Source organism: Pseudomonas sp. P9_2, assembly GCF_034008255.1.
Taxonomy (GTDB): Bacteria; Pseudomonadota; Gammaproteobacteria; order Pseudomonadales; family Pseudomonadaceae; genus Aquipseudomonas; species Aquipseudomonas synxantha_A.
Genome location: NZ_CP125376.1, coordinates 2,310,427 through 2,336,788, shown reverse-complemented (window position 1 = coordinate 2,336,788; position 26,362 = coordinate 2,310,427). Strand labels below are relative to the sequence as shown.

The 26,362-nt window shown below is 55.5% G+C and carries 38 protein-coding genes; 2 read left to right on the top strand and 36 right to left on the bottom strand.

All coding sequences use genetic code 11. From position 1 onward, the window contains the following. Positions 1-34: 34 nt before the first annotated feature. Entirely contained in the window at positions 35-646 is a 612-nt protein-coding gene (locus tag QMK52_RS10405) for a LysE family translocator (RefSeq protein WP_032879215.1), read from the top strand. Positions 647-750: 104 nt separating this feature from the next. On the opposite strand, the gene QMK52_RS10400 is transcribed toward QMK52_RS10405, so the two are convergent. Both QMK52_RS10400 and QMK52_RS10395 read right to left on the bottom strand, forming a co-directional pair. Continuing rightward, positions 751-1,266, bottom strand: coding sequence for a single-stranded DNA-binding protein (locus QMK52_RS10400; protein ID WP_005791904.1), 516 nt, complete (start codon positions 1,264-1,266; stop codon positions 751-753). Positions 1,267-1,275: 9 nt separating this feature from the next. Continuing rightward, positions 1,276-2,670, bottom strand: a complete 1,395-nt coding sequence (locus QMK52_RS10395) for an MFS transporter (protein ID WP_005791905.1) — start codon at positions 2,668-2,670, stop codon at positions 1,276-1,278. A 178-nt stretch (positions 2,671-2,848) separates the two neighbouring features. Between QMK52_RS10395 and uvrA the strand changes: the two genes are divergently transcribed. Then, complete coding sequence (gene uvrA, locus QMK52_RS10390; protein WP_005791907.1) at positions 2,849-5,683, top strand: excinuclease ABC subunit UvrA; 2,835 nt, start codon at positions 2,849-2,851, stop codon at positions 5,681-5,683. 66 nt (positions 5,684-5,749) lie between these two features. Here uvrA and bfr read toward each other — a convergent pair whose 3' ends face one another. The 34 genes from bfr to rpsL all read right to left on the bottom strand — a co-directional run bounded on the left by bfr (position 5,750) and on the right by rpsL (position 26,235). Continuing rightward, positions 5,750-6,214, bottom strand: a complete 465-nt coding sequence (gene bfr / locus QMK52_RS10385) for a bacterioferritin (protein ID WP_003176400.1) — start codon at positions 6,212-6,214, stop codon at positions 5,750-5,752. Positions 6,215-6,369: 155 nt separating this feature from the next. Continuing rightward, entirely contained in the window at positions 6,370-7,818 is a 1,449-nt protein-coding gene (locus QMK52_RS10380) for a catalase (protein ID WP_320404066.1), read from the bottom strand. Positions 7,819-8,054: 236 nt separating this feature from the next. Continuing rightward, positions 8,055-8,441, bottom strand: a complete 387-nt coding sequence (rplQ, locus tag QMK52_RS10375; RefSeq protein ID WP_003176402.1) for a 50S ribosomal protein L17 — start codon at positions 8,439-8,441, stop codon at positions 8,055-8,057. 41 nt (positions 8,442-8,482) lie between these two features. Beyond that, a complete protein-coding gene (locus tag QMK52_RS10370) occupies positions 8,483-9,484 on the bottom strand; it encodes a DNA-directed RNA polymerase subunit alpha (RefSeq protein WP_003176403.1) in 1,002 nt (333 codons plus the stop codon). Between the two features lie 22 nt (positions 9,485-9,506). After that, on the bottom strand, positions 9,507-10,127 hold the full coding sequence (gene rpsD, locus QMK52_RS10365) for a 30S ribosomal protein S4 (protein WP_003176404.1): 621 nt from the start codon (positions 10,125-10,127) through the stop codon (positions 9,507-9,509). Between the two features lie 18 nt (positions 10,128-10,145). After that, positions 10,146-10,535 carry a 30S ribosomal protein S11 gene (gene rpsK, locus QMK52_RS10360; RefSeq protein ID WP_002555466.1) on the bottom strand — a complete coding sequence of 130 codons (390 nt, stop codon included), beginning with the start codon at positions 10,533-10,535 and terminating at the stop codon, positions 10,146-10,148. A gap of 30 nt (positions 10,536-10,565) precedes the next feature. Further along, positions 10,566-10,922 carry a 30S ribosomal protein S13 gene (gene rpsM / locus QMK52_RS10355; protein ID WP_003194635.1) on the bottom strand — a complete coding sequence of 119 codons (357 nt, stop codon included), beginning with the start codon at positions 10,920-10,922 and terminating at the stop codon, positions 10,566-10,568. A gap of 129 nt (positions 10,923-11,051) precedes the next feature. Then, entirely contained in the window at positions 11,052-11,168 is a 117-nt protein-coding gene (gene rpmJ, locus QMK52_RS10350) for a 50S ribosomal protein L36 (protein WP_002555468.1), read from the bottom strand. Positions 11,169-11,196: 28 nt separating this feature from the next. Then, positions 11,197-12,525, bottom strand: coding sequence for a preprotein translocase subunit SecY (gene secY / locus QMK52_RS10345; protein ID WP_003194637.1), 1,329 nt, complete (start codon positions 12,523-12,525; stop codon positions 11,197-11,199). Continuing rightward, positions 12,526-12,963, bottom strand: coding sequence for a 50S ribosomal protein L15 (rplO, locus tag QMK52_RS10340; RefSeq protein WP_003176407.1), 438 nt, complete (start codon positions 12,961-12,963; stop codon positions 12,526-12,528). A 3-nt stretch (positions 12,964-12,966) separates the two neighbouring features. Beyond that, complete coding sequence (gene rpmD, locus QMK52_RS10335; protein WP_003176408.1) at positions 12,967-13,143, bottom strand: 50S ribosomal protein L30; 177 nt, start codon at positions 13,141-13,143, stop codon at positions 12,967-12,969. 2 nt (positions 13,144-13,145) lie between these two features. After that, positions 13,146-13,646, bottom strand: a complete 501-nt coding sequence (gene rpsE, locus QMK52_RS10330) for a 30S ribosomal protein S5 (protein WP_003176409.1) — start codon at positions 13,644-13,646, stop codon at positions 13,146-13,148. A 3-nt stretch (positions 13,647-13,649) separates the two neighbouring features. Next, on the bottom strand, positions 13,650-14,000 hold the full coding sequence (gene rplR / locus QMK52_RS10325; protein WP_003186037.1) for a 50S ribosomal protein L18: 351 nt from the start codon (positions 13,998-14,000) through the stop codon (positions 13,650-13,652). Positions 14,001-14,010: 10 nt separating this feature from the next. Then, the gene (gene rplF, locus QMK52_RS10320; protein ID WP_003194640.1) at positions 14,011-14,544 is read right to left on the bottom strand and encodes a 50S ribosomal protein L6; all 534 of its coding nucleotides are present in this window, start codon (positions 14,542-14,544) and stop codon (positions 14,011-14,013) included. A 12-nt stretch (positions 14,545-14,556) separates the two neighbouring features. Beyond that, the gene (rpsH, locus tag QMK52_RS10315; protein WP_003176413.1) at positions 14,557-14,949 is read right to left on the bottom strand and encodes a 30S ribosomal protein S8; all 393 of its coding nucleotides are present in this window, start codon (positions 14,947-14,949) and stop codon (positions 14,557-14,559) included. Positions 14,950-15,157: 208 nt separating this feature from the next. Further along, on the bottom strand, positions 15,158-15,463 hold the full coding sequence (gene rpsN, locus QMK52_RS10310; protein ID WP_003176414.1) for a 30S ribosomal protein S14: 306 nt from the start codon (positions 15,461-15,463) through the stop codon (positions 15,158-15,160). A 13-nt stretch (positions 15,464-15,476) separates the two neighbouring features. Next, positions 15,477-16,016, bottom strand: a complete 540-nt coding sequence (gene rplE / locus QMK52_RS10305; protein ID WP_003194642.1) for a 50S ribosomal protein L5 — start codon at positions 16,014-16,016, stop codon at positions 15,477-15,479. A gap of 22 nt (positions 16,017-16,038) precedes the next feature. Further along, positions 16,039-16,353 carry a 50S ribosomal protein L24 gene (gene rplX / locus QMK52_RS10300; RefSeq protein ID WP_003176416.1) on the bottom strand — a complete coding sequence of 105 codons (315 nt, stop codon included), beginning with the start codon at positions 16,351-16,353 and terminating at the stop codon, positions 16,039-16,041. Between the two features lie 11 nt (positions 16,354-16,364). Next, positions 16,365-16,733, bottom strand: coding sequence for a 50S ribosomal protein L14 (rplN, locus tag QMK52_RS10295; protein ID WP_002555479.1), 369 nt, complete (start codon positions 16,731-16,733; stop codon positions 16,365-16,367). Between the two features lie 23 nt (positions 16,734-16,756). Then, positions 16,757-17,023 (bottom strand): 30S ribosomal protein S17, encoded by a 267-nt coding sequence (gene rpsQ, locus QMK52_RS10290; RefSeq protein WP_003176419.1) that lies wholly within the window; start codon positions 17,021-17,023, stop codon positions 16,757-16,759. A 2-nt stretch (positions 17,024-17,025) separates the two neighbouring features. After that, positions 17,026-17,217: a 50S ribosomal protein L29 gene (rpmC, locus tag QMK52_RS10285; protein WP_002555481.1), complete on the bottom strand. Its 192-nt coding sequence runs from the start codon at positions 17,215-17,217 to the stop codon at positions 17,026-17,028. Further along, positions 17,217-17,630, bottom strand: a complete 414-nt coding sequence (gene rplP / locus QMK52_RS10280; protein WP_003176421.1) for a 50S ribosomal protein L16 — start codon at positions 17,628-17,630, stop codon at positions 17,217-17,219. The genes rpmC and rplP overlap by 1 nt, the downstream gene beginning before the upstream one ends. A gap of 12 nt (positions 17,631-17,642) precedes the next feature. Then, positions 17,643-18,329 (bottom strand): 30S ribosomal protein S3, encoded by a 687-nt coding sequence (gene rpsC / locus QMK52_RS10275; RefSeq protein ID WP_003176422.1) that lies wholly within the window; start codon positions 18,327-18,329, stop codon positions 17,643-17,645. 13 nt (positions 18,330-18,342) lie between these two features. Further along, a complete protein-coding gene (rplV, locus tag QMK52_RS10270; RefSeq protein ID WP_003103908.1) occupies positions 18,343-18,675 on the bottom strand; it encodes a 50S ribosomal protein L22 in 333 nt (110 codons plus the stop codon). An 11-nt stretch (positions 18,676-18,686) separates the two neighbouring features. Further along, a complete protein-coding gene (rpsS, locus tag QMK52_RS10265) occupies positions 18,687-18,962 on the bottom strand; it encodes a 30S ribosomal protein S19 (RefSeq protein ID WP_002555486.1) in 276 nt (91 codons plus the stop codon). Positions 18,963-18,978: 16 nt separating this feature from the next. Then, on the bottom strand, positions 18,979-19,803 hold the full coding sequence (gene rplB / locus QMK52_RS10260) for a 50S ribosomal protein L2 (RefSeq protein ID WP_003186055.1): 825 nt from the start codon (positions 19,801-19,803) through the stop codon (positions 18,979-18,981). A 14-nt stretch (positions 19,804-19,817) separates the two neighbouring features. After that, entirely contained in the window at positions 19,818-20,117 is a 300-nt protein-coding gene (gene rplW, locus QMK52_RS10255) for a 50S ribosomal protein L23 (RefSeq protein ID WP_002555488.1), read from the bottom strand. Then, the gene (gene rplD / locus QMK52_RS10250; protein ID WP_003176424.1) at positions 20,114-20,716 is read right to left on the bottom strand and encodes a 50S ribosomal protein L4; all 603 of its coding nucleotides are present in this window, start codon (positions 20,714-20,716) and stop codon (positions 20,114-20,116) included. Before rplD ends, rplW begins: the two co-directional genes overlap by 4 nt. A gap of 12 nt (positions 20,717-20,728) precedes the next feature. Next, complete coding sequence (gene rplC, locus QMK52_RS10245) at positions 20,729-21,364, bottom strand: 50S ribosomal protein L3 (protein ID WP_003194649.1); 636 nt, start codon at positions 21,362-21,364, stop codon at positions 20,729-20,731. An 81-nt stretch (positions 21,365-21,445) separates the two neighbouring features. Then, positions 21,446-21,757: a 30S ribosomal protein S10 gene (gene rpsJ / locus QMK52_RS10240; RefSeq protein ID WP_003186070.1), complete on the bottom strand. Its 312-nt coding sequence runs from the start codon at positions 21,755-21,757 to the stop codon at positions 21,446-21,448. A 157-nt stretch (positions 21,758-21,914) separates the two neighbouring features. Beyond that, positions 21,915-23,108, bottom strand: coding sequence for an elongation factor Tu (tuf, locus tag QMK52_RS10235; protein WP_005791980.1), 1,194 nt, complete (start codon positions 23,106-23,108; stop codon positions 21,915-21,917). A 30-nt stretch (positions 23,109-23,138) separates the two neighbouring features. Then, on the bottom strand, positions 23,139-25,244 hold the full coding sequence (gene fusA / locus QMK52_RS10230) for an elongation factor G (protein WP_005791981.1): 2,106 nt from the start codon (positions 25,242-25,244) through the stop codon (positions 23,139-23,141). A 30-nt stretch (positions 25,245-25,274) separates the two neighbouring features. Continuing rightward, positions 25,275-25,745, bottom strand: a complete 471-nt coding sequence (rpsG, locus tag QMK52_RS10225) for a 30S ribosomal protein S7 (protein ID WP_002555493.1) — start codon at positions 25,743-25,745, stop codon at positions 25,275-25,277. A 118-nt stretch (positions 25,746-25,863) separates the two neighbouring features. Then, entirely contained in the window at positions 25,864-26,235 is a 372-nt protein-coding gene (rpsL, locus tag QMK52_RS10220) for a 30S ribosomal protein S12 (protein ID WP_002555494.1), read from the bottom strand. Between the last annotated feature and the right edge of the window lie 127 nt (positions 26,236-26,362).

Here is a 26,362-nt window from a genome sequence, read left to right as displayed (position 1 = left end):
GGTGACCTGCTAAGGCCCGTTCCAGGAAAAAACCATGTCCTTGTCGTTTGATTTGATGCTGGCGTTTGCTTTATTTGCGTTTGTCACGTCCGTCACCCCTGGCCCCAATAACGCCATGCTGCTGGCCTCGGGGGTTAATTTCGGCTTCCAGCGTACCATCCCGCACATCCTGGGCATCAGCTCCGGATTTCTGGTGCTTGTATTGGCGGTGGGGCTTGGGCTGGGCGCGGCGTTTACCGCCTATCCGGTGCTCTACACCATCCTGCGCTACGCGGGCGCGGCTTACTTGCTGTACCTGGCGTGGAACATCGCCCGTTCGGGCCCGGCATCCGAAGACACTGAAGGTAAAGGCAAGCCTCTGGGGTTCTGGGGCGCGGCGGCGTTTCAATGGGTCAATCCCAAGGCGTGGGTGATGGCAATCGGTGCAATCAGCACCTACACACCGTTGCAGGGCTACACCATGAACGTGGTGATCATCGCTACGGTGTTCGCCCTGATCAATGCGCCGAGCGTGGGGGTTTGGGCAGGATTCGGCAGTGTGTTGCGCAACGTGCTGCGCAACCCGCGCTGGTTACGCGTGTTCAACTTCGGCATGGCGGCGTTGCTGGTGATATCGCTGTATCCGTTGCTGCAGCAGACGAGCTGAGTTCCGGCTCTGTATTTTTTGCACCACCAAGATCTGCGCTCATAAAAAAGCGAAGCCAAATCAATGGCTTCGCTTTTTTGGATTACGTTCTGAAAAGCTGAGTATCAGAACGGAATATCGTCATCAAAGCTGTCGAAATCCTGAGCCGGTTGCGGCGCAGCCTGTTGTGGCGCTGGACGCGACTCACGCTGTGGCTGCTGGGTTGGCTGTGGACGCGACTGCTGTGGACGCGGTGCCGAGTTGGACATGCCGCCCTGGCCCTGTTGGTCGCCCTGTGGACGGCCGCCCAGCAGTTGCATGGTGCCTTGCATGTCGACCACGATTTCGGTGGTGTAACGCTTGATGCCGTCTTTTTCCCACTCGCGGGTTTGCAGTTTGCCTTCGATGTAGACCTGCGAACCTTTGCGCAGATATTCGCCGGCAATCTCAGCGACCTTGCCGAACATCGACACACGGTGCCATTCGGTTTTCTCGACCTTCTGGCCGGTCTGCTTGTCGGTCCACTGTTCGCTGGTCGCCAGACTCAGGTTGGTCACGGCATTACCGTTAGGCAAGTAGCGAACTTCGGGATCCTGGCCGCAAGTACCGACCAATATGACTTTGTTAACCCCACGGGCCATAACGTTCTCCTAGGCTGGGCGCGCTGTCGGCACTGGGTTGACCAGTTGCTCGAGCGTCGCGCGATCCAATAATTCGGTGTCCAATTTGATGTAAATGGCCGCCTCTTCAGCGACCACGACTGCATCCGTTACCCCTACGACGGCCTTCAGGCGCTCTACCAGACCAGCCTCGCGGATCGCCTCGGGCGATAGCGGCAAACGCAGACTTGTGACGTAGGGAGGTTCGCGCATGGTAACAGCAAAGACCAGCCAAAGTGCAGCCAGCCCGGCGCATCCGAGGAAGACAACCGACAAACCGCCATGCTGGAACATCCAGCCACCCATGATGCCGCCCAACGCCGAGCCAAGGAACTGGCTGGTGGAGTACACCCCCATCGCCGTGCCCTTGCCGCCGGCCGGTGAAACTTTGCTGATCAGCGACGGCAGCGAAGCTTCCAGCAGGTTGAACGCGGTGAAAAACACCACCGTACCAATGACCAGTGCTCGCAGGCTATCGCCGAACTGCCAGAAGAATAGTTCAGTGAGCATCAATGTCGCGACGGCGCCGAGTAAAACTCGTTTCATTTTGCGTTTCTTCTCGCCATAGATGATGAACGGGATCATGGCGAAGAACGAAATCAGCAGCGCGGTGAGGTAGACCCACCAATGCTGCTCCTTGGGCAGGCCGGCTTTTTCCACCAGGGCCAGGGGCAAGGCGACGAAGCTGCACATCAGCATTGCGTGTAATACGAAGATACCTAAATCCAGGCGCAGCAGGTCCGGGTGCTTGAGCGTCGGCAGCAGCGCCTGACGTGCGACGCCCGATTCTCGGTGCTGCAGCGTGCCGGTAGAGCGCGGCACCATAAAGGCTACGATCACAATCCCGACCAGGGCCAGGCCGCCAGTGGCCAGAAACAACCCGTGCAGACCAAAAGCGCTCGTCAGCAACGGGCCGACCACCATGGCCACGGCGAACGACAGACCGATGGTCATGCCGATCATGGCCATGGCCTTGGTGCGGTGCTGTTCGCGGGTCAGGTCCGACAGCAACGCCATGACCGCGGCGGAAATCGCCCCGGCGCCTTGCAGGATGCGCCCGGCGATCACGCCCCAGATCGAATCGGACTGGGCCGCAAGCACACTGCCAAGGGCGAACACGATCAAGCCAAGATAAATCACCGGGCGACGGCCAATGCGGTCGGAAATAATCCCGAACGGGATCTGAAAAATCGCCTGGGTCAGACCATAGGCGCCAATCGCCAGGCCGATCAACGCGGGGGTCGCGCCTGCGAGATCCATTCCATAGGTCGCCAGCACCGGCAACACCATAAACATGCCCAGCATACGGAAAGCGAACACCAGGGCCAGACCGCTTGCCGCTCGGGTCTCGCCGCTACTCATGCGTTCGCTGTGGGGATCGTGCATGGAAAAACCTCGTGTGAACCGGCGGCGATTCTACCAGTCCCATCGATTGAGAGGGTATATGCGGCGCTTTGCCGCGCAGCTTTCATCTAAGGCTGCAAGCGGCCTTTTGACAGTGTATATTCATCCAGTCTTTAGCCGTATACTCCGGCATTATTTACGCCCGCCGTGCGAGGCCATCTTGGACAAGATCCTGATTCGTGGGGCTAGAACCCACAACCTGAAGAACATCGACCTGACCCTGCCCCGGGACAAACTGATCGTCATCACCGGCTTGTCCGGCTCCGGCAAGTCGTCCCTGGCGTTCGACACGCTGTATGCCGAAGGTCAGCGTCGCTATGTGGAATCCCTGTCGGCCTATGCCCGGCAATTCCTGTCGATGATGGAAAAGCCCGACGTCGACACCATCGAAGGCTTGTCGCCGGCCATTTCCATCGAGCAGAAGTCGACCTCCCACAACCCGCGTTCCACCGTGGGCACCATTACCGAAATCTACGACTACCTGCGCCTGCTGTATGCGCGCGTGGGTATTCCGCGCTGCCCGGACCACGATATTCCCCTGGAAGCCCAGACCGTCAGCCAGATGGTCGACCTGGTACTGGCCCAGCCGGAAGGCGCCAAGCTGATGCTGCTGGCGCCCGTCATCCGCGAGCGCAAGGGCGAACACCTTTCGGTCTTCGAAGAGCTGCGTGCCCAGGGTTTTGTACGTGCGCGCATCAACGGCAAGCTCTATGAGCTGGATGAAGCGCCCAAGCTCGACAAGCAGAAAAAGCATTCCATTGATGTGGTGGTCGACCGCTTCAAGGTACGCGCCGACCTGCAGCAGCGTTTGGCGGAATCGTTCGAGACCGCGCTGAAGCTGGCCGACGGCATTGCCCTGGTTGCGCCGATGGATGACGAGCCGGGCGAAGAGATCATCTTCTCCGCGCGCTTCGCCTGCCCAATCTGTGGGCACGCCATCAGCGAACTGGAACCCAAGCTGTTTTCCTTCAACAACCCAGCCGGCGCCTGCCCGACGTGCGATGGCCTGGGCGTGAAGCAGTTCTTCGATATCAAGCGTCTGGTCAATGGCGACCTGACCCTGGCCGAAGGGGCGATACGCGGCTGGGACAGGCGTAACGTCTACTATTTCCAGATGCTCGGGTCATTGGCCTCACACTACAAGTTCAGCCTGGAAGTGCCGTTCAACCAGCTGCCGGCAGACCAGCAGAAGGTCATTCTGCATGGCAGCGGCTCGCAGAATGTCGACTTCAAGTACCTGAACGACCGTGGCGACATCGTCAAGCGCTCCCACCCGTTCGAAGGCATCGTGCCGAACCTGGAACGTCGCTACCGCGAGACCGAATCGGCAAGTGTGCGTGAAGAACTGGCAAAGTTCCTCAGCACACAGCCTTGCCCGGATTGCCGTGGCACACGCCTGCGCCGTGAAGCGCGGCATGTGTGGGTGGGCGAAAAAACGTTGCCGGCAGTGACTAACCTGCCAATCGGCGATGCGTGTGAATATTTTGGTGTCCTCAAGCTCACCGGGCGTCGTGGGGAAATTGCCGACAAGATCCTCAAGGAAATTCGCGAGCGCCTGCAGTTCCTGGTCAACGTTGGCCTGGACTATCTGTCACTGGACCGCAGCGCCGATACCTTGTCGGGCGGTGAAGCACAGCGGATCCGGCTGGCCAGCCAGATCGGTGCGGGCCTTGTGGGCGTGCTGTATATCCTCGACGAACCGTCGATTGGCTTGCACCAACGGGATAACGATCGCCTGCTCGGCACGTTGAAACACCTGCGAGACATCGGCAATACCGTGATTGTGGTCGAGCACGATGAAGATGCCATCCGCCTGGCGGACTACGTGGTCGATATCGGCCCGGGCGCAGGGGTGCACGGCGGACATATCGTTGCCGAGGGCACGCCTGCCGAAGTGATGGCACATCCTGATTCGTTGACCGGCAAGTACCTGTCTGGCCGGGTGAAGATCGAAGTGCCCGCCAAGCGTACGCCGCGTAACAAAAAGATGGCACTGCATCTCAAGGGCGCGCGCGGCAACAACCTGCGCAATGTCGACCTGGAGATTCCGCTGGGCCTACTGACCTGTGTGACCGGTGTTTCCGGTTCGGGCAAGTCGACGCTGATCAACAACACGCTGTTCCCATTGAGTGCCACCGCCCTGAACGGCGCGACCACCCTGGAAGCGGCGGCACACGACAGCATCAAGGGCCTGGAGCACCTGGACAAGGTGGTCGATATCGACCAAAGCCCGATTGGGCGTACCCCACGCTCCAACCCGGCCACCTACACCGGGCTGTTTACGCCGATCCGCGAGCTGTTCGCGGGTGTACCCGAGTCCCGCTCGCGCGGCTATGGACCAGGGCGGTTCTCGTTCAACGTCAAGGGCGGGCGCTGTGAGGCCTGCCAGGGCGATGGCTTGATCAAGGTGGAGATGCATTTTCTGCCGGACATCTACGTGCCGTGCGACGTGTGCAAAAGCAAGCGCTACAACCGCGAAACCCTTGAGATCAAGTACAAGGGCAAGAGCATCCATGAAACCCTGGAAATGACCATCGAGGAAGCTCGCGAGTTCTTCGACGCAGTGCCGGCATTGGCGCGCAAGCTGCAAACGCTGATGGATGTGGGCTTGTCGTACATCAAGCTGGGGCAATCGGCGACCACGCTTTCGGGTGGCGAGGCACAACGGGTCAAGCTGTCTCGCGAGCTGTCCAAGCGCGATACCGGCAAAACCTTGTACATCCTCGATGAACCGACCACCGGTCTGCACTTCGCGGATATCCAGCAATTGCTGGACGTGCTGCACCGGCTGCGAGACCACGGCAATACCGTGGTGGTGATCGAGCACAATCTTGATGTGATCAAGACCGCTGACTGGCTGGTGGACCTTGGGCCGGAAGGTGGCTCCAAGGGTGGTCAGATCATCGCAGTGGGTACGCCGGAGCAAGTTTGCGAAATGCCACAGTCGCACACCGGTTACTACTTGAAACCGTTGCTGGAGCGCGACCGGGCCTGACTTTTTCCGGCCCAATAAAAAGCCCCTGTCACTTTGCGGTGACAGGGGCTTTTTTACAGCTGGGAATCAGAACTGCGATTGCAGGTAATTCTCCAGACCAATCAACTTGATCAGGCCCAACTGTTTTTCCAACCAGTAGGTGTGATCTTCTTCGGTGTCATTCAACTGCACCCGCAATATTTCCCGGGTGACGTAGTCGTTGTGCTGCTCGCAAAGCTCGATGCCCTTGCAGAGCGCAGCGCGAACTTTGTACTCGAGGCGAAGGTCGGCAGCGAGCATGTCCGGTACCGTGGTCCCCACATCGAGATCATCAGGACGCATACGCGGCGTGCCTTCGAGCATCAGAATACGGCGCATCAGTGCGTCGGCGTGCTGTGCCTCTTCTTCCATCTCGTGGTTGATACGCTCGTAGAGCTCGGTAAAGCCCCAGTCTTCGTACATGCGCGAATGGATGAAATATTGGTCACGAGCTGCCAGTTCGCCCGTCAGCAACGTGTTGAGGTAATCGATTACGTCGGGGTGACCTTGCATCGCCCTACATCTCCCTGCTTGAAAGACTGTAGTTTGAACCATGATGACTTGAAGGTCACGGGATCAACGGCAGAAAAGTGAAGATTTCCGTAGAAAAGTAGCTGAAATAACGCAAAAACCGCCCAAATGAGGGCGGTTCTGCTTATCGTTTAGAGTCAGTTAAGCGATACACCCAGTGCCTTTGCGATTGCTTCTCCATAAGCCGGGTCGGCCTTGTAGAAGTGCTGCAATTGACGCTGGACCACATCGCTGGAAACGCCAGCCATCGCACCGGCAATGTTATTGGTCAGCAGGGCTTTCTGCTCATCATTCATCAAGCGGAACAGCGCGCCCGCATGGCTGTAGTAGTCCATATCTTCGCGGTGATCGTAACGATCAGCAGCGCCGCTCAGGGCCAGTGCCGGCTCTGCGTACTGCGGGGCTTGCTTGGGCGCATCGGCATAGCTGTTTGGCTCGTAGTTGGGAGCCGCACCGCCATTGCTGCCGAAGGCCATAGAACCGTCACGCTGGTAACTGTTAACCGGGTTGCGCGGCGCGTTTACGGGCAGTTGCTGGTGGTTAGTGCCGACACGGTAGCGGTGGGCATCTGCGTAGGCAAACACTCGACCTTGCAACATACGATCGGGTGACAGGCCAACGCCTGGAACCATGTTGCTCGGACCAAATGCAGCCTGCTCCACTTCAGCGAAGTAGTTCTGCGGATTACGGTTGAGCTCAAGCTCGCCCACTTCGATCAGCGGGAACTCTTTTTGCGACCAGGTCTTGGTCACGTCAAACGGGTTCTCATAATGAGCGTTTGCTTGAGCCTCAGTCATGATCTGGATGCAGACGCGCCATTTCGGAAAATCACCGCGCTCGATCGCACCAAACAGATCACGCTGAGCATAGTCAGGGTCGGTACCCGCCAGGCGTGCAGCCTCGGCCGGGGCCAGGTTCTTGATGCCTTGCTTGGTCTTGTAGTGCCACTTCACCCAATGGCGTTCGCCCTTGGCGTTGATCAGGCTGTACGTGTGACTACCGAAGCCGTGCATGTGACGATAGCCGTCTGGAATGCCACGGTCCGAAAACAGAATGGTGACCTGATGCAGCGCCTCTGGAGAGTGCGACCAGAAGTCCCACATCATCTGCGCGCTTTTCAGGTTGCTCTGCGGCAGGCGTTTCTGGGTGTGGATAAAGTCCGGGAATTTCAGCGGATCCCGGATGAAGAACACAGGGGTGTTGTTACCCACGATGTCCCAGTTGCCCTCTTCGGTATAGAACTTCAGGGCAAAACCACGTGGATCACGTTCAGTGTCAGCAGACCCGCGCTCGCCACCTACAGTGGAGAATCGCAGGAATGTAGGCGTTTGCTTGCCAACAGATTCGAACAGCTTGGCACTGGTGTACTGGGTGATGTCCTGGGTAACAGTGAACGTACCGTAGGCACCCGATCCTTTGGCGTGCACGCGACGCTCAGGGATGTTTTCGCGGTTGAAGTGAGCGAGCTTCTCGATCAGATGGAAATCGTCGAGCAACAACGGGCCACGAGGGCCGGCGGAACGGGAGTTCTGGTTATCCGCAACGGGGGCGCCGCTGGCGGTGGTAAGGACTTTATTCTGGCTCATGCGCATCTTCCTCAGGTCGGACTTGGAACTGCCGGCTAATCGGCTTGGAGGGAGTATTGATCATCAACACTACACCTACAAATTCATTAAATTGCAGGCTTCGATAGAAAATAACTAACAAGACTCCGCTCGCGATAGTGCAGCGCAGCGTCTATGGAAGCTTGTATAAGTTGCGCTTTTGTTACGCGCACAAAAAACCGGGCGCGAGGCCCGGTTTTTTGTTGCAGCTTGTCGTCTTACTCGGCGCTTACAGCTTCGCCGGCAGTAGCACGATCAACCAACTCGACGTACGCCATAGGCGCGTTGTCGCCAGCGCGGAAGCCGCACTTGAGGATGCGCAGGTAGCCACCCTCACGGGTAGCGTAACGCTTGCCCAGGTCGTTGAAGAGCTTACCAACGATAGCTTTCGAACGAGTACGGTCGAAAGCCAGACGGCGGTTAGCCAGGCTGTCTGTCTTGGCCAAAGTGATCAGCGGCTCAGCAACGCGACGCAGTTCTTTAGCTTTCGGCAGTGTAGTTTTGATCAGCTCGTGCTCGAACAGCGACACCGCCATGTTTTGGAACATGGCCTTGCGGTGCGAGCTGGTACGGCTCAGGTGACGACCACTTTTACGATGACGCATGGTTCATTCCTTACCAAACTCACGTTCGGTGATTACGACGATCAGGCAGTCGCCTTGTCGTCCTTCTTAAGACTTGCAGGCGGCCAGTTGTCGAGGCGCATGCCGAGGGACAGACCGCGGGAGGCCAGAACGTCCTTGATTTCAGTCAAGGATTTCTTGCCAAGGTTCGGAGTCTTCAACAGTTCTACTTCGGTACGCTGAATCAGGTCGCCGATGTAGTAAATGTTTTCCGCCTTAAGGCAGTTAGCCGAACGTACAGTCAGTTCCAGATCGTCAACCGGGCGAAGCAGGATCGGATCGATCTCGTCTTCCTGCTCGATTACCACTGGTTCGCTGTCACCTTTGAGGTCGACGAACGCAGCCAACTGCTGTTGCAGAATGGTTGCAGCGCGGCGGATAGCCTCTTCAGGATCCAGGGTACCGTTGGTTTCCAGATCAATAACCAGCTTGTCCAGGTTAGTACGCTGCTCGACACGGGCGTTTTCCACCACGTATGCGATACGGCGAACCGGGCTGAACGAAGAGTCAAGCTGCAAGCGACCAATGCTGCGGCTTTCGTCTTCATCGCTCTGACGCGAGTCGGCCGGTTCATAACCACGACCACGAGCTACAGTGAGCTTCATGTTCAGGGCGCCGTTAGACGCCAGGTTAGCGATTACGTGATCGGGGTTAACGATCTCGACATCATGATCCAGCTGAATATCGGCAGCGGTAACCACCCCCGAACCCTTCTTCGACAAGGTCAGCGTAACTTCGTCACGGCCGTGCAGCTTGATAGCCAGACCTTTAAGGTTCAACAGGATTTCAATTACGTCTTCCTGTACACCTTCGATGGCGCTGTACTCGTGGAGCACACCGTCAATCTCGGCCTCGACTACTGCACAGCCGGGCATTGAGGACAACAGGATGCGGCGCAGCGCGTTGCCCAGGGTGTGGCCAAAACCACGCTCGAGAGGCTCGAGAGTAATTTTGGCGCGGGTTGGACTGACAACCTGCACATCAATGTGGCGGGGTGTCAGGAACTCATTTACCGAAATCTGCATGGATGCACCTATTTTCTAGCCCTTACTTGGAGTAGAGCTCGACAATCAGGCTTTCGTTGATGTCGGCGGACAGATCACTGCGAGCAGGAACGTTCTTGAAAACGCCCGACTTCTTCTCAGTGTCTACTTCTACCCATTCTACGCGGCCACGTTGGGCACACAGATCGAGAGCTTGGACAATGCGAAGTTGGTTTTTAGCTTTCTCGCGAACTGCGACCACGTCACCAGCACGAACCTGGTAAGACGGAACGTTTACGGTCTGACCGTTAACGCTGATCGACTTGTGCGATACCAGCTGACGGGATTCGGCACGAGTCGAACCAAAGCCCATACGGTATACAACGTTGTCCAGACGGCATTCGAGCAGTTGCAGCAGGTTTTCACCGGTTGCACCTTTCTTGCCAGCAGCTTCTTTGTAGTAGCCGCTGAACTGACGCTCGAGAACGCCGTAAATACGACGGACCTTCTGCTTTTCACGCAGTTGGGTGCCGTAATCGGACTGGCGACCGCGGCGTTGGCCGTGGATACCAGGTGCTGCTTCAATGTTGCACTTCGATTCGATCGCGCGCACGCCGCTCTTCAGGAAGAGATCGGTGCCTTCGCGACGAGCGAGTTTGCATTTTGGACCAATGTAACGAGCCATTCTTTACAATCTCCTGGATTACACGCGGCGCTTCTTCGGCGGACGGCACCCGTTGTGCGGGATTGGCGTCACGTCGGTGATGCTGGCGATCTTATAGCCACAGCCGTTCAAAGCACGGACAGCAGACTCACGACCTGGACCTGGACCTTTGACGTTAACGTCGAGGTTTTTCAGGCCGTATTCCAGCGCAGCTTGACCAGCACGTTCAGCAGCTACTTGAGCGGCAAACGGGGTGGACTTGCGGGAACCGCGGAAACCCGAACCACCGGAGGTAGCCCAAGAAAGCGCGTTACCTTGACGGTCGGTGATGGTCACGATTGTGTTGTTAAAAGATGCATGGATGTGGGCGATGCCATCAACCACTGTCTTTTTAACTTTTTTACGAGGACGAGCAGCAGGTTTTGCCATGATAATTTTCCTGTCGATTCGCTGGGGCGATTACTTGCGGATCGGCTTACGCGGACCTTTACGGGTACGCGCGTTAGTCTTGGTACGCTGACCGCGTACTGGAAGACCACGACGATGACGCAGACCGCGATAGCAACCGAGGTCCATCAAACGCTTGATTTTCATGTTGATTTCGCGACGCAGGTCACCTTCAGTGGTGAACTTCGCCACTTCGCCACGCAGCTGTTCAATCTGCTCGTCGCTCAGATCCTTGATCTTAGCGGCTGGGTTTACCCCAGCAACTGCGCAAATTTTCTGCGCAGTAGTGCGACCAACACCATAGATGTAGGTCAGCGAGATAACAGTGTGCTTGTTATCTGGAATGTTAACGCCTGCAATACGGGCCATTCAGTGGGACTCCAATTGACAGCTACCTACGCCCCGGAAGCCAAGAAATAGGGCGCGAGATAATATCGCTGTAATAACAAATAATCAACCCGGCAGCGCACTAGCTGCCGGGCTTCAAGCGGATCACACTCAGCCTTGGCGCTGTTTGTGACGCGGTTCCGCGCTGCAAATTACTCGAACAACACCTTCGCGGCGAATAATCTTGCAGTTACGGCACAGCTTTTTCACCGATGCACGAACTTTCATCACCAACTCCTCGAACCTTATGGGGTACTCAGCGCAACATGCCGCTGCCGTAGCCCTTCAGGTTGGCTTTCTTCATCAGGGATTCGTACTGGTGCGAAACGAGGTGCGATTGTACTTGGGACATGAAGTCCATCACAACCACGACCACGATCAGCAACGAGGTCCCGCCAAGGTAGAACGGAACGTTTGCTGCAACCACCAGGAACTGGGGCAACAGACACACGGCCGTCATATATAGAGCACCGAACAGGGTCAAACGAGTCAGAACGCCATCAATGTAGCGCGCCGACTGCTCACCTGGACGGATGCCCGGAATAAAGGCACCGGACTTCTTCAGGTTTTCCGCTACGTCTTTCGGATTGAACATCAACGCCGTATAGAAGAAGCAGAAGAAAATAATCCCTGCACTAAACAGCAGAATATTCAACGGCTGACCAGGAGCGATCGACTGAGAGAGGTCCTGCAGCCAGCCCATATTTTCAGACTGACCAAACCAGGTACCCAACGAAGCCGGAAACAGCAAGATGCTGCTCGCGAAAATTGCCGGAATAACACCGGCCATATTCACTTTCAGCGGCAAGTGGCTGGTCTGCGCAGCAAAAACCTTACGGCCCTGCTGACGCTTGGCGTAGTGAACAGCAATACGACGCTGGCCACGCTCAATGAACACCACAAAACCGATAATCGCTACTGCCAGCAAACCGATAGCAACCAGGGCGAAGATATTGATATCACCCTGACGCGCAGACTCGAAAGACTGCCCGATTGCTCTCGGAAGACCGGCGACGATACCTGCGAAAATCAACATCGAGATACCGTTACCAACACCACGCTCAGTAATCTGCTCACCCAGCCACATCATGAACATCGCACCAGCCACAAACGTGGATACCGCGACGAAATGGAAGCCAAAGTCACCAGTGAACGCAACGCCCTGCCCTGCCAGGCCAACGGACATGCCGATAGCTTGAACCAGGGCGAGGACTACAGTGCCGTAGCGGGTGTACTGGCTAATCTTGCGACGGCCAGCTTCACCTTCCTTCTTCAACTGCTCCAGCTGCGGGCTGACGGCTGTCATCAGTTGCATGATGATCGAGGCCGAAATGTACGGCATGATCCCCAGTGCAAAGATGCTCATCCGCTCCAGCGCACCGCCGGAAAACATGTTGAACAAGCTAAGAATGGTCCCCTCATTCTGTCGAAACAGGTCTGCGAGTCGGTCCGGGTTGATACCTGGAACCGGGATGTGTGCGCCTATTCGGTAGACGATAATCGCCAGGAACAGAAAACGCAGACGAGCCCAAAGTTCAGACATACCGCCTTTGCCGAGCGCTGAGAGAGCACCTTGCTTAGCCATTTATTCCTCGAACTTGCCGCCAGCTGCTTCGATAGCCGAACGCGCACCTTTGGTGGCGCCGATTCCCTTGCCGATAGTGACAGCGCGAGTCACTTCACCGGACAGCATGATTTTCACACGCTGTACGTTGACGTTGATCACGTTGGCATCTTTCAGGGTCTGCACAGTAACGATGTCGCCTTCCACTTTAGCCAGCTCGGACAGACGCACTTCTGCGCGGTCCATGGCTTTCAGGGATACGAAACCGAACTTAGGCAGGCGACGATGCAGCGGCTGTTGACCGCCTTCAAAGCCTGGAGCGATGGTGCCACCGGAGCGGGAGGTTTGACCTTTGTGGCCACGGCCACCAGTCTTACCCAAACCGCTACCGATACCACGGCCCGGACGATGCTTTTCGCGACGGGAACCCGGCGCTGGACTCAGATCATTGAGTTTCATCGATTAACCCTCTACACGCAGCATGTAGTAAGCCTTGTTGATCATCCCGCGATTCTCGGGAGTATCCTGGACTTCTACAGTGTGACCGATGCGACGCAGACCCAAACCTTTAACACACAGTTTGTGGTTAGGGATGCGGCCGGTCATGCTTTTGATCAGCGTTACTTTAACGGTAGCCATGATCAGAAGATCTCCTTGACAGTCAGACCACGCTTGGCAGCGATGGACTCAGGAGATTGCATAGCTTTCAGACCCTTGAAAGTGGCGTGAACCACGTTTACCGGGTTAGTCGAGCCGTAGCACTTGGCCAGAACGTTCTGAACGCCAGCAACTTCGAGGACAGCACGCATAGCGCCGCCAGCGATGATACCGGTACCTTCAGAAGCAGGCTGCATGTACACCTTCGAAGCGCCGTGAGCGGACTTCATTGCGTACTGCAGAGTGGTGCCGTTCAGATCAACTTGGATCATGTTGCGACGAGCAGCTTCCATTGCCTTCTGGATCGCGGCAGGCACTTCACGTGACTTGCCACGGCCGAAGCCAACACGCCCTTTACCATCACCCACCACGGTCAACGCGGTGAAAGTGAAGATACGGCCGCCTTTAACGGTTTTGGCTACGCGGTTAACTTGAACCAGCTTCTCAATGTAGCCTTCGTCGCGCTTTTGGTCGTTATTTGACATAACTTAGAACTCCAGCCCAGCTTCACGAGCAGCATCAGCCAGCGCTTTCACGCGACCGTGGTACTTGAAGCCAGAGCGGTCGAAAGCCACTTGCGAGACGCCAGCGGCCTTAGCACGCGTAGCGACCAGCTGGCCAACCTTTGTGGCCGCGTCGATGTTGCCAGTGGCACCATCACGCAGTTCTTTATCCAAAGTCGAGGCGCTTGCCAGGACTTTGTTGCCGTCGGCCGAGATGACCTGGGCGTAGATGTGCTGCGACGAGCGGAACACGCAGAGACGCACGACTTCGAGTTCGTGCATTTTCAGGCGTGCTTTGCGAGCGCGACGCAGTCGAGTAACTTTTTTGTCGGTCATTTGCTATGCCCTACTTCTTCTTGGCTTCTTTACGACGGACGACTTCGTCCGCGTAGCGCACACCTTTGCCTTTGTACGGCTCTGGTGGACGGAAGTCGCGGATCTCAGCGGCCACTTGACCTACCAGCTGCTTGTCGATGCCCTTGATCAGGATATCGGTCTGGCTAGGAGTCTCAGCAGTGATGCCCGCTGGCAGTTCGTAATCCACTGGGTGCGAGAAGCCAAGGGCAAGGTTCAAAACCGTGCCTTTTGCTTGCGCTTTGTAACCAACACCGACCAGCTGGAGCTTGCGCTCGAAGCCTTGGCTTACGCCTTGGACCATGTTGTTTACCAACGCACGCGTGGTACCGGCCATTGCGCGAGTTTGTTGATCGCCATTGCGAGCAGCGAAACGCAGCTCACCAGCTTCTTCAACGATCTCAACGGACGAATGGATGTTCAGTTCAAGAGTACCCTTGGCACCCTTCACCGAAAGCTGTTGGCCTGCGAATTTGACTTCGACACCGGCTGGCAGCTTAACGGGGTTCTTAGCGACGCGAGACATGCTTATCCCCCCTTAGAACACAGTGCAAAGAACTTCGCCGCCGACACCGGCAGCGCGCGCAGCACGATCCGTCATCACACCTTTGTTGGTGGAGACGATAGACACGCCCAGACCGCCACGAACTTTCGGCAGATCTTCAGCGGACTTGTACTGACGCAGGCCTGGACGGCTAACGCGCTTCACTTCCTCGATGACCGAACGGCCTTCGAAGTACTTCAGCTCGATGGACAGCAGTGGTTTGATTTCGCTGCTGATCTGATAACCCGCAATGTAGCCTTCGTCTTTCAGGACTTTGGCAACAGCTACCTTCAACTTGGAAGATGGCATGCTTACGACGGACTTTTCAGCCATCTGGGCATTACGGATACGAGTTAGCATGTCCGCTAACGGGTCCTGCATACTCATGGGCTAGACGCTCCTAATACAAAAAAATTAGCCTTGCGGCTACATATGTCGCCGAGAATCTCCGAGCACAAAAAACACGGGCTCAGGCGAGCCGCGTATTTTAGACACACTCCAGAAATGAAACAAGCCCCAAAAGGGGCTTGATCCAGATTCAAGGTCACCGGCGGTCAGTATCTTGCGATTCAGACCACCTTGACGTTGAAAGTACTTACCAGCTGGCTTTAACCAGACCTGGTACGTCACCACGCATTGCCGCTTCACGCAGTTTGTTACGGCCGAGGCCGAACTTGCGGTAAACGCCGTGTGGACGACCGGTCAGGCGGCAGCGGTTACGCATGCGCGAAGCGCTTGCGTCACGTGGCTGCTTCTGCAGAGCAACTGTAGCTTCCCAACGTGCTTCTGGACTTGCGTTCAGATCAACGATGATTGCTTTCAGTGCTGCACGCTTCTTGGCGTACTTGGCAACCGTGAGCTGACGCTTCAGCTCGCGGTTTTTCATGCTCATCTTGGCCATGGTCCTACTCCAATCAGTTGCGGAACGGGAATTTGAAAGCACGCAACAGGGCGCGACCTTCATCATCGTTCTTGGCAGTGGTGGTCAGGGTGATGTCCAGACCGCGGAGAGCATCGATCTTGTCGTAGTCGATTTCCGGGAAGATGATCTGCTCTTTCACGCCCATGCTGTAGTTACCACGACCATCGAAGGACTTGGCATTCAGGCCGCGGAAGTCGCGGACCCGAGGCAGGGAGATCGACAGCAGACGATCCAGGAATTCGTACATACGCTCACGGCGCAGAGTCACTTTGACGCCGATCGGCCAACCTTCACGGACTTTAAAGCCAGCGATGGATTTCCGAGCGTAAGTCACAACGACTTTTTGACCGGTGATCTTTTCCAGGTCGGCAACAGCGTGCTCGATGACTTTTTTGTCGCCGATCGCTTCGCCCAGACCCATGTTCAGGGTGATTTTGGTGACGCGCGGAACTTCCATCACGTTCCCGAGCTTAAGTTCTTCCTTAAGCTTAGGGGCGATTTCCTTCCGGTAAATCTCTTGTAGTCGTGCCATGGTCTAATCTACCTAGCAGTGTTCAAGCATCAACCGCTTTTTGGGTCGACTTGAAGACACGAATTTTCTTACCGTCTTCTACTTTGAAACCAACGCGGTCAGCCTTGTTGGTTTCGCCATTGAAGATGGCGACGTTAGAAGCGTCCAGCGGAGCTTCTTTCTCGACGATACCGCCCTGCACGCCCGACATCGGGTTAGGCTTGGTATGACGCTTGACCAGGTTCAGACCACCGATAACCAGACGGTTATTAGCGAGAACCTTAAGCACCTTACCGCGCTTACCTTTGTCTTTGCCGGCGATCACGATGATCTCGTCGTCACGACGAATCTTTTGCATGTCGGATCTCCTTACAGCACTTCTGGGGCGAGCGAGACGATCTTCATGAACTTCTCAGTACGAAGTTCACGGGTCACTGGCCCAAAGATACGGGTGCCGATCGGCTCTTGCTTGTTGTTCAGAAGAACAGCAGCGTTGCCATCAAAGCGGATAATGGAGCCATCAGCACGACGTACGCCGTGACGAGTGCGGACTACAACAGCAGTCATCACTTGGCCTTTTTTCACTTTACCGCGAGGAATTGCTTCCTTCACGGTAACCTTGATGATGTCACCGATACCAGCGTAACGACGATGGGAGCCACCCAGCACCTTGATGCACATAACACGGCGAGCGCCGCTGTTATCGGCCACATCGAGCATGGATTGAGTCTGAATCATATAATTTCTCCGACCCCTAGTCCTTAGACTTCCACAGCGCGTTCGAGAACATCAACCAGTGCCCAAGACTTGGTCTTGGCCAGCGGACGAGTTTCACGAATAGTGACTTTGTCGCCGATGTGGCACTGATTGGTTTCGTCGTGCGCGTGCAGCTTAGTCGAACGCTTAACATATTTACCGTAGATCGGGTGCTTAACGCGACGCTCGATCAAAACGGTGATGGTTTTGTCCATCTTGTCGCTGACAACACGGCCAGTCAGCGTACGGACAGTCTTTTCGGCTTCAGCCATGATCACTTACCTGCCTGCTGGTTGAGCACAGTCTTCACGCGAGCGATGTCACGCTTAACTTGCGAGAGCAGATGAGACTGCCCCAACTGGCCAGTTGCTTTCTGCATACGCAGATTGAACTGGTCGCGCAGCAGGCCGAGCAGTTGCTCGTTCAGCTGCTGTGCGGATTTTTCACGAAGTTCATTCGCTTTCATCACATCACCGTCCGTTTAACAAAGGAGGTGGCGAGCGGCAGCTTTGCAGCAGCCAGGGCGAAAGCCTCACGCGCCAGCTCTTCAGAAACACCCTCGATTTCATACAGGACTTTGCCTGGCTGAATCTGGGCAACCCAGTATTCCACGTTACCCTTACCTTTACCCATCCGAACCTCGAGAGGTTTTTTGGAGATCGGCTTGTCCGGGAATACACGGATCCAGATCTTGCCGCCACGTTTTACGTGACGGGTCAGAGCACGACGCGCTGACTCGATCTGACGAGCGGTGAGACGACCACGAGCTACAGACTTCAGCGCGAACTCGCCGAAGCTGACTTTGCTACCGCGCTGAGCCAGACCACGGTTGTGGCCTGTCATCTGCTTGCGGAACTTCGTACGCTTAGGTTGCAACATTTGGCGTACCCCTTACTTAGCAGCTTTTTTACGAGGCGCTGGTGCTTGTGGTTTCAGTTCTTCTTGGCGACCACCAATTACTTCGCCTTTGAAGATCCAAACCTTTACACCGATCACACCGTAAGTGGTGTGAGCTTCGTAGTTGGCATAGTCGATGTCGGCACGCAGGGTGTGCAGTGGCACACGACCTTCGCGATACCATTCAGTACGTGCGATTTCAGCACCGCCGAGACGACCGCTCACTTGGATTTTGATGCCTTTGGCACCAATGCGCATGGCGTTCTGTACGGCGCGCTTCATAGCGCGACGGAACATTACGCGACGCTCCAGCTGCTGAGCTACGCTCTGCGCAACCAGCATACCGTCGAGCTCCGGCTTGCGGATCTCTTCGATATTGATGTGCACAGGCACACCCATTTGCTTGGTCAGGTCCTGACGCAGTTTCTCAACATCTTCACCTTTCTTCCCGATAACGATACCTGGACGAGCGGTGTGGATGGTGATACGTGCAGTTTGGGCCGGACGATGGATATCGATACGGCTTACGGACGCGCTTTTTAGTTTGTCTTGGAGATACTCACGCACCTTCAGATCAGCGAACAAATAGTCCGCATAAGTCCGACCGTCTGCGTACCAGACGGAGGTGTGCTCCTTGACGATTCCCAGGCGAATGCCAATGGGATGTACTTTCTGACCCATCTCTTCGACTCCGTTACTTGTCAGCAACCTTGACAGTGATATGGCAAGACCGCTTGACGATGCGATCAGCACGGCCTTTGGCACGTGGCATGATGCGCTTCAGCGAACGCCCTTCGTTGACGAAAACGGTGCTGACCTTCAGGTCATCAACGTCTGCGCCTTCGTTATGCTCGGCGTTGGCTACGGCCGACTCCAGCACTTTCTTCATGATCTCGGCGGCTTTCTTACTGCTGAAAGCCAACAGGTTGAGCGCTTCGCCCACCTTCTTCCCGCGGATCTGGTCGGCGACCAAGCGGGCTTTCTGGGCGGAGATTCGAGCGCCCGACAACTTAGCGGCTACTTCCATTTCCTAACCCCTTAACGCTTGGCTTTCTTGTCTGCCACGTGCCCACGATAAGTGCGGGTACCGGCAAACTCGCCCAGTTTGTGGCCGACCATGTCTTCGTTAACGAGAACTGGGACGTGTTGACGACCGTTGTGTACTGCGATGGTCAGACCGACCATTTGTGGCAGGATCATCGAACGACGCGACCAGGTCTTAACTGGTTTGCGATCGTTCTTTTCCGCCGCCACTTCGATCTTCTTCAGTAGGTGAAGATCAATAAAAGGACCTTTTTTCAGAGAACGTGGCACTGTCGTATCCCTCTATTTACTTGCGACGACGGACGATCATTTTGTCGGTACGCTTATTACCACGAGTCTTCGCGCCCTTAGTCGGGAAGCCCCATGGCGATACCGGATGACGACCACCAGAGGTACGACCTTCACCACCACCGTGTGGGTGGTCAACCGGGTTCATGGCAACACCACGAACGGTTGGGCGAACGCCACGCCAGCGTTTGGCACCAGCTTTACCCAACGAACGCAGGCTGTGCTCGGAGTTCGAGACTTCGCCCAGGGTCGCACGGCATTCAGCCAGCACTTTACGCATCTCACCAGAACGCAGACGCAGGGTCACGTAGACACCTTCACGAGCGATCAGCTGAGCCGAAGCACCAGCGGAACGAGCGATTTGCGCGCCTTTACCTGGCTTCAATTCGATGCCGTGTACGGTGCTACCAACTGGAATGTTACGCAGTTGCAGAGCGTTGCCCGGCTTGATCGGCGCCAGGGCACCTGCGATCAGCTGGTCACCAGCACTCACGCCTTTAGGGGCGATGATGTAGCGACGCTCGCCATCTGCGTACAGCAGCAGAGCGATGTGAGCAGTACGGTTTGGATCGTATTCAATACGCTCGACAGTGGCAGCGATGCCATCTTTGTCATTGCGACGGAAATCGACCAGACGATAATGCTGCTTATGGCCACCACCGATGTGACGAGTGGTAATGCGACCATTGTTGTTACGACCACCAGACTTCGATTTTTTCTCGAGCAGCGGTGCGTGAGGAGCGCCTTTATGCAGCTCCTGGTTGACCACCTTGACCACAAAACGGCGGCCAGGGGAAGTCGGTTTGCATTTAACGATTGCCATGATGCACCCCTTCCTTACTCAGCACTGCTGCTGAAATCGAGATCTTGGCCTGGCTGAAGGGAGATAACTGCCTTCTTCCAGTCATTACGCTTGCCCAGACCGCGAGCAGTGCGCTTGCTCTTACCCAGAACATTCAGGGTAGTAACACGCTCTACTTTCACGCTGAACAGGCTTTCGACGGCCTTCTTGATTTCCAGCTTGGTTGCGTCAGTTGCAACCTTGAAAACGAACTGGCCTTTCTTGTCAGCCAGAACCGTAGCCTTTTCGGAAACGTGCGGGCCAAGCAGAACTTTAAATACGCGTTCCTGGTTCATCCCAGCAGCTCCTCGAATTTCTTCACGGCCGACACGGTGATCAACACCTTGTCGTATGCGATCAGACTAACTGGATCGGAACCTTGCACGTCACGTACATCAACGTGTGGCAGGTTGCGAGCAGCCAGGTACAGGTTCTGATCAACAGCTTCAGACACGATCAAAACGTCGGTCAGGCTCATGTTGTTCAGTTTGCCCAGCAGATCTTTGGTTTTTGGACTTTCAACAGCGAAGTCCTGAACCACGACCAGACGATCAGTACGCACGAGTTCAGCAAGGATGGAGCGCAGAGCTGCGCGGTACATCTTCTTGTTGAGCTTCTGAGAGTGATCCTGTGGACGAGCTGCGAAAGTGGTACCGCCGCCACGCCAGATTGGGCTACGGATAGTACCGGCACGAGCACGGCCAGTGCCTTTCTGACGCCAAGGGCGCTTACCGCCACCACGTACGTCGGAACGGGTCTTTTGCTGCTTGCTACCTTGACGGCCGCCGGCCATGTAGGCCACGACTGCTTGGTGAACCAGCGTCTCGTTGAATTCGCCGCCAAATGTCAGTTCGGAAACTTCGATCGCTTGAGCGTCATTTACATTTAATTGCATGTCAGCTTCCCCTTAACCGCGAGCCTTGGCCGCTGGACGTACAACCAGGTTGCCGCCAGTAGCGCCAGGAACAGCACCCTTGACCAACAACAGATTGCGTTCAGCGTCGACGCGCACTACTTCGAGGGACTGCACGGTCACGCGCTCAGCGCCCATATGACCGGACATTTTTTTGCCCTTGAATACACGACCAGGAGTCTGGCACTGGCCAATAGAGCCCGGGACGCGGTGGGAAACGGAGTTACCGTGAGTGTTGTCTTGACCACGGAAATTCCAACGCTTGATCGTACCCTGGAAGCCTTTACCTTTGGACTGACCGGTTACATCAACCAGTTGACCAGCGGCGAAGATTTCAGCGTTGATCAGATCGCCAGCCTGGTAGTCGCCGTCTTCAAGACGGAACTCCATAACAGTACGACCAGCTGCAACGTTTGCTTTAGCGAAGTGACCTGCCTGAGCAGCAGTCACGCGCGAAGCACGACGCTCGCCGACAGTGACTTGCACTGCACGATAGCCATCGGTTTCTTCAGTTTTGAACTGGGTGACGCGATTCGGTTCGATCTCAATGACCGTGACCGGAATGGAGACACCTTCTTCGGTGAAAATACGGGTCATACCGCATTTACGACCGACTACACCAATAGTCATGTTGTAAACCTCATGAGTGTACGGGGCTTTCACCCGCTATGGCCGCCCATTTCAGAGCGTTACACGACTAAGACCCAAGTCTTAGCCGAGGCTGATCTGTACTTCCACACCGGCCGCCAGATCGAGCTTCATAAGTGCATCAACGGTTTTATCCGTTGGCTGGACGATGTCCAGTACGCGCTTATGAGTACGGATCTCGTACTGGTCACGCGCGTCTTTGTTGACGTGCGGGGAGACCAGAACGGTGAACCGCTCTTTACGGGTAGGCAGTGGAATTGGACCACGCACTTGAGCACCAGTACGTTTCGCGGTTTCCACGATTTCCTGGGTGGATTGGTCGATCAGGCGATGGTCAAAAGCCTTCAACCTGATACGGATTTGCTGATTTTGCATTGGATTTCAGACTCCGGCTGCTATTCCCACCGGGCGCAATACGCCCGTTAAAAGGAGGCGCAATTCTATAGACGCCCTAGATAGGTGTCAACCCAATAAAAAAGCCCCCGCTAAGCGGGGGCTTTCTCAAAACATCAAAGCTCACTCAAAAGAGAGATTACTCGATGATTTTAGCTACAACGCCAGCACCAACGGTACGGCCGCCTTCACGGATTGCGAAGCGCAGACCGTCTTCCATTGCGATGGTTTTGATCAGGGTAACAGTCATTTGAATGTTATCACCTGGCATTACCATTTCAACGCCTTCTGGCAATTCGCAGTTACCGGTCACGTCAGTAGTACGGAAGTAGAACTGTGGACGATAGCCTTTGAAGAACGGAGTATGACGACCGCCTTCTTCTTTGCTCAGAACGTAAACTTCTGCGGTGAACTTGGTGTGCGGCTTGACCGAACCTGGCTTAACCAGAACCTGGCCACGCTCAACGTCGTCACGCTTGGTACCACGCAGCAGAACGCCGCAGTTCTCGCCAGCACGACCTTCGTCGAGCAGCTTGCGGAACATTTCAACACCGGTGCAGGTGGTGACGGTAGTGTCACGCAGACCAACGATTTCCAGTGGATCCTGAACGCGAACGATACCGCGCTCGATACGACCAGTCACAACAGTACCGCGACCGGAGATCGAGAATACGTCTTCGATTGGCATCAGGAACGGCTTGTCGGTCAGACGAACTGGTTCTGGGATGTAGCTGTCCAGAGTTTCAACCAGTTTACGAACGGCAGTGGTGCCCATTTCGTTTTCGTCGTTGCCTTCCAGAGCCATACGAGCAGAACCGATGATGATCGGAGTGTCGTCACCTGGGAAGTCGTAAGTGCTCAGCAGGTCGCGCACTTCCATCTCAACCAGTTCCAGCAGCTCAGCGTCGTCTACCAGGTCAGCCTTGTTCAGGAAAACCACGATGTACGGAACGCCAACCTGGCGGGACAGCAGGATGTGCTCACGAGTTTGTGGCATCGGACCATCAGCGGCCGAGCAAACCAGGATCGCGCCGTCCATCTGGGCAGCACCAGTGATCATGTTCTTCACATAGTCAGCGTGACCTGGGCAGTCAACGTGAGCGTAGTGACGAATAGTCGAGTTGTACTCAACGTGCGCGGTGTTGATGGTGATACCACGAGCTTTTTCTTCTGGTGCGCTGTCGATCTTGTCGAAGTCAACACGAGCCGAACCGAAAACTTCGGAGCAGACGCGAGTCAGAGCAGCGGTCAGAGTGGTTTTACCGTGGTCAACGTGGCCGATGGTGCCAACGTTTACGTGCGGTAGGGAACGATCAAATTTTTCTTTAGCCACGACAATTAACTCCTTGCCTAAAGGACTGAATCAGCCTTGTTTTTTGGATACAGTTTCAGCGATGTGCGCCGGAGCTGTGTTGTATTTTTTGAATTCCATAGAGTAGCTTGCGCGACCCTGGGACATGGAGCGAACGTCGGTCGCATAACCGAACATCTCACCCAACGGAACCTCGGCGCGAATCACTTTGCCGGAAACCGTGTCTTCCATACCCAAGATCATGCCGCGACGACGGTTAAGGTCGCCCATGACATCACCCATATAGTCTTCAGGTGTAACAACTTCTACCGCCATGATTGGCTCAAGCAACTCACCACCGCCCTTCTGGGCCAGTTGCTTGGTTGCCATGGAAGCAGCCACCTTAAACGCCATCTCGTTGGAGTCGACGTCGTGGTAAGAACCGTCAAAAACGGTTGCTTTCAGGCCGATCAGCGGATAGCCGGCAACAACACCGTTCTTCATCTGCTCTTCGATACCCTTCTGGATAGCAGGGATGTATTCCTTAGGAACCACACCACCTACTACTTCGTTCACGAATTGCAGACCTTCCTGACCTTCGTCAGCAGGAGCAAAACGGATCCAGCAGTGACCGAACTGACCACGACCGCCGGATTGACGAACGAACTTGCCTTCGATTTCACAGTTCTTCGTGATGCGCTCACGATAGGAAACCTGAGGCTTACCGATGTTGGCTTCGACGTTGAACTCACGGCGCATCCGGTCAACCAGGATGTCCAGGTGCAGCTCGCCCATGCCAGAGATGATCGTTTGACCAGTCTCTTCATCAGTCTTGACGCGGAAAGATGGATCTTCCTGAGCAAGCTTGCCCAGAGCGATACCCATTTTTTCCTGGTCATCCTTGGTCTTAGGCTCTACGGCAACCGAGATAACCGGCTCCGGGAAGTCCATGCGAACCAGGATGATTGGCTTGGCAGCGTCGCACAAAGTCTCACCAGTGGTGACGTCCTTCATGCCGATCAGGGCCGCGATGTCACCAGCGCGTACTTCCTTGATCTCTTCGCGAGCGTTTGCGTGCATTTGCACCATACGACCCACGCGCTCTTTCTTGCCTTTAACCGAGTTGATCACGCCGTCGCCGGAGGCCAACACGCCCGAGTAAACGCGAACGAAGGTCAAAGTACCCACGAATGGGTCTGTAGCGATCTTGAACGCCAGAGCCGAGAACGGCTCGTTGTCGTCAGCATGACGCTCCATCTCTTCTTCCTCGTTATCAGGGTTGGTACCCTTGATAGCAGGAATGTCGGTTGGAGCAGGCAGGTAGTCGATAACGGCATCGAGAACCAGGGGAACACCCTTGTTCTTGAAGGAAGAACCGCAAACAGCCAAGACGATCTCACCAGCGATAGTACGCTGACGCAGAGCGGCCTTGATTTCCACGTTGGTGAGTTCTTCACCTTCGAGGTATTTGTTCATCAGTTCTTCGCTGGCTTCGGCAGCAGCCTCAACCATGTTGTTGCGCCACTCGTCAGCCAGCTCCTGAAGCTCTTCAGGGATAGGCTTGCGAACAGGAACCATACCTTTGTCGGAATCATTCCAGTAAACAGCTTCCATGTTGATCAGATCGATCTGACCCTGGAAGTTGTCTTCGGAACCGATAGCCAACTGGATAGGCACCGGAGTGTGACCCAGACGCTGCTTGATCTGACCGATCACGCGCAGGAAGTTGGCGCCAGCACGGTCCATCTTGTTTACATAAACAAGACGTGGAACGCCGTACTTGTTGGCTTGACGCCATACGGTTTCCGACTGAGGCTCAACACCCGAGGTGCCGCAGAACACAACGACAGCGCCGTCGAGTACACGCAGGGAACGCTCAACTTCAATAGTGAAGTCTACGTGGCCCGGGGTATCGATTACGTTGAAGCGATGCTCGTCTTTGTACTGCTTCTCGGAACCTTTCCAGAAGGCGGTAATAGCAGCAGAAGTAATGGTAATACCACGCTCCTGCTCCTGAACCATCCAGTCTGTGGTCGCGGCGCCGTCATGCACCTCGCCCATTTTGTGACTTTTGCCGGTGTAAAACAGTACGCGCTCGGTGGTGGTGGTTTTACCAGCATCCACGTGAGCGACGATACCGATGTTACGGTAGCGGCTAATCGGAGTAGTACGAGCCATAAAGCCCTCGCAAAATTAGTGAAGCTAAAATTAGAAGCGGTAGTGCGAGAAAGCTTTGTTAGCTTCAGCCATACGGTGCACGTCTTCACGCTTCTTAACAGCAGCACCTTTACCTTCAGCAGCGTCCAACAGTTCGCCGGCCAAACGCAGAGCCATAGACTTCTCGCCGCGCTTACGGGCGAAGTCTACCAACCAGCGCATTGCCAGAGCGTTACGACGGGACGGGCGAACTTCAACCGGAACCTGGTAAGTAGCACCGCCTACACGGCGCGACTTCACTTCGACCAGCGGAGCGATGGCGTCGAGAGCTTTCTCGAAGATTTCCAGGGGGTCGCTGTTCTTGCGTTCTTTAACCTTTTCCAGCGCGCCATAAACGATACGCTCGGCAACGGCTTTTTTGCCGCTTTCCATCACGTGGTTCATGAACTTGGCCAGAATTTGGCTTCCGTATTTTGGATCGTCAAGCACTTCGCGCTTGGCTGCTACGCGTCTTCTTGGCATGGATAAGCCCTCAAACGGTCTTCAGGTTCGCTCGGAATCGGTGCCCTTTCGGGACGCCTCCGACCTTACTCTTATCGACTCAGAAAATAAGATGATTCAGGTTTACAAAAAGCCGCTACTACTTAGGCTTCTTGGTACCGTACTTCGAACGACCCTGGTTACGACCTTTAACGCCGGAAGTATCCAAGGAGCCGCGTACGGTGTGATAACGAACACCTGGCAAGTCTTTTACACGACCGCCGCGGATCAGTACCACGCTGTGCTCTTGCAGGTTGTGGCCTTCACCGCCGATGTACGAGGAAACCTCGAAACCGTTGGTCAGACGCACACGGCATACTTTACGCAGTGCCGAGTTAGGTTTTTTCGGCGTGGTGGTATACACACGGGTGCATACGCCACGACGTTGCGGGCAGTTCTGCAGCGCAGGTACGTCGGATTTCTCGACGATACGCTTACGCGGCTGACGTACCAGCTGGTTGATAGTTGCCATCTACTAGCTCCACTGTTGTCTTGCGACGCTATTGTCTTGCAAGAAAAGCAAAATGGCAGGAACGAATTCCCGCCAAATTTAGGGGTACAAGAGTCTAAAGAGGATCTTGTCCCCAGTCAAGGCAAGG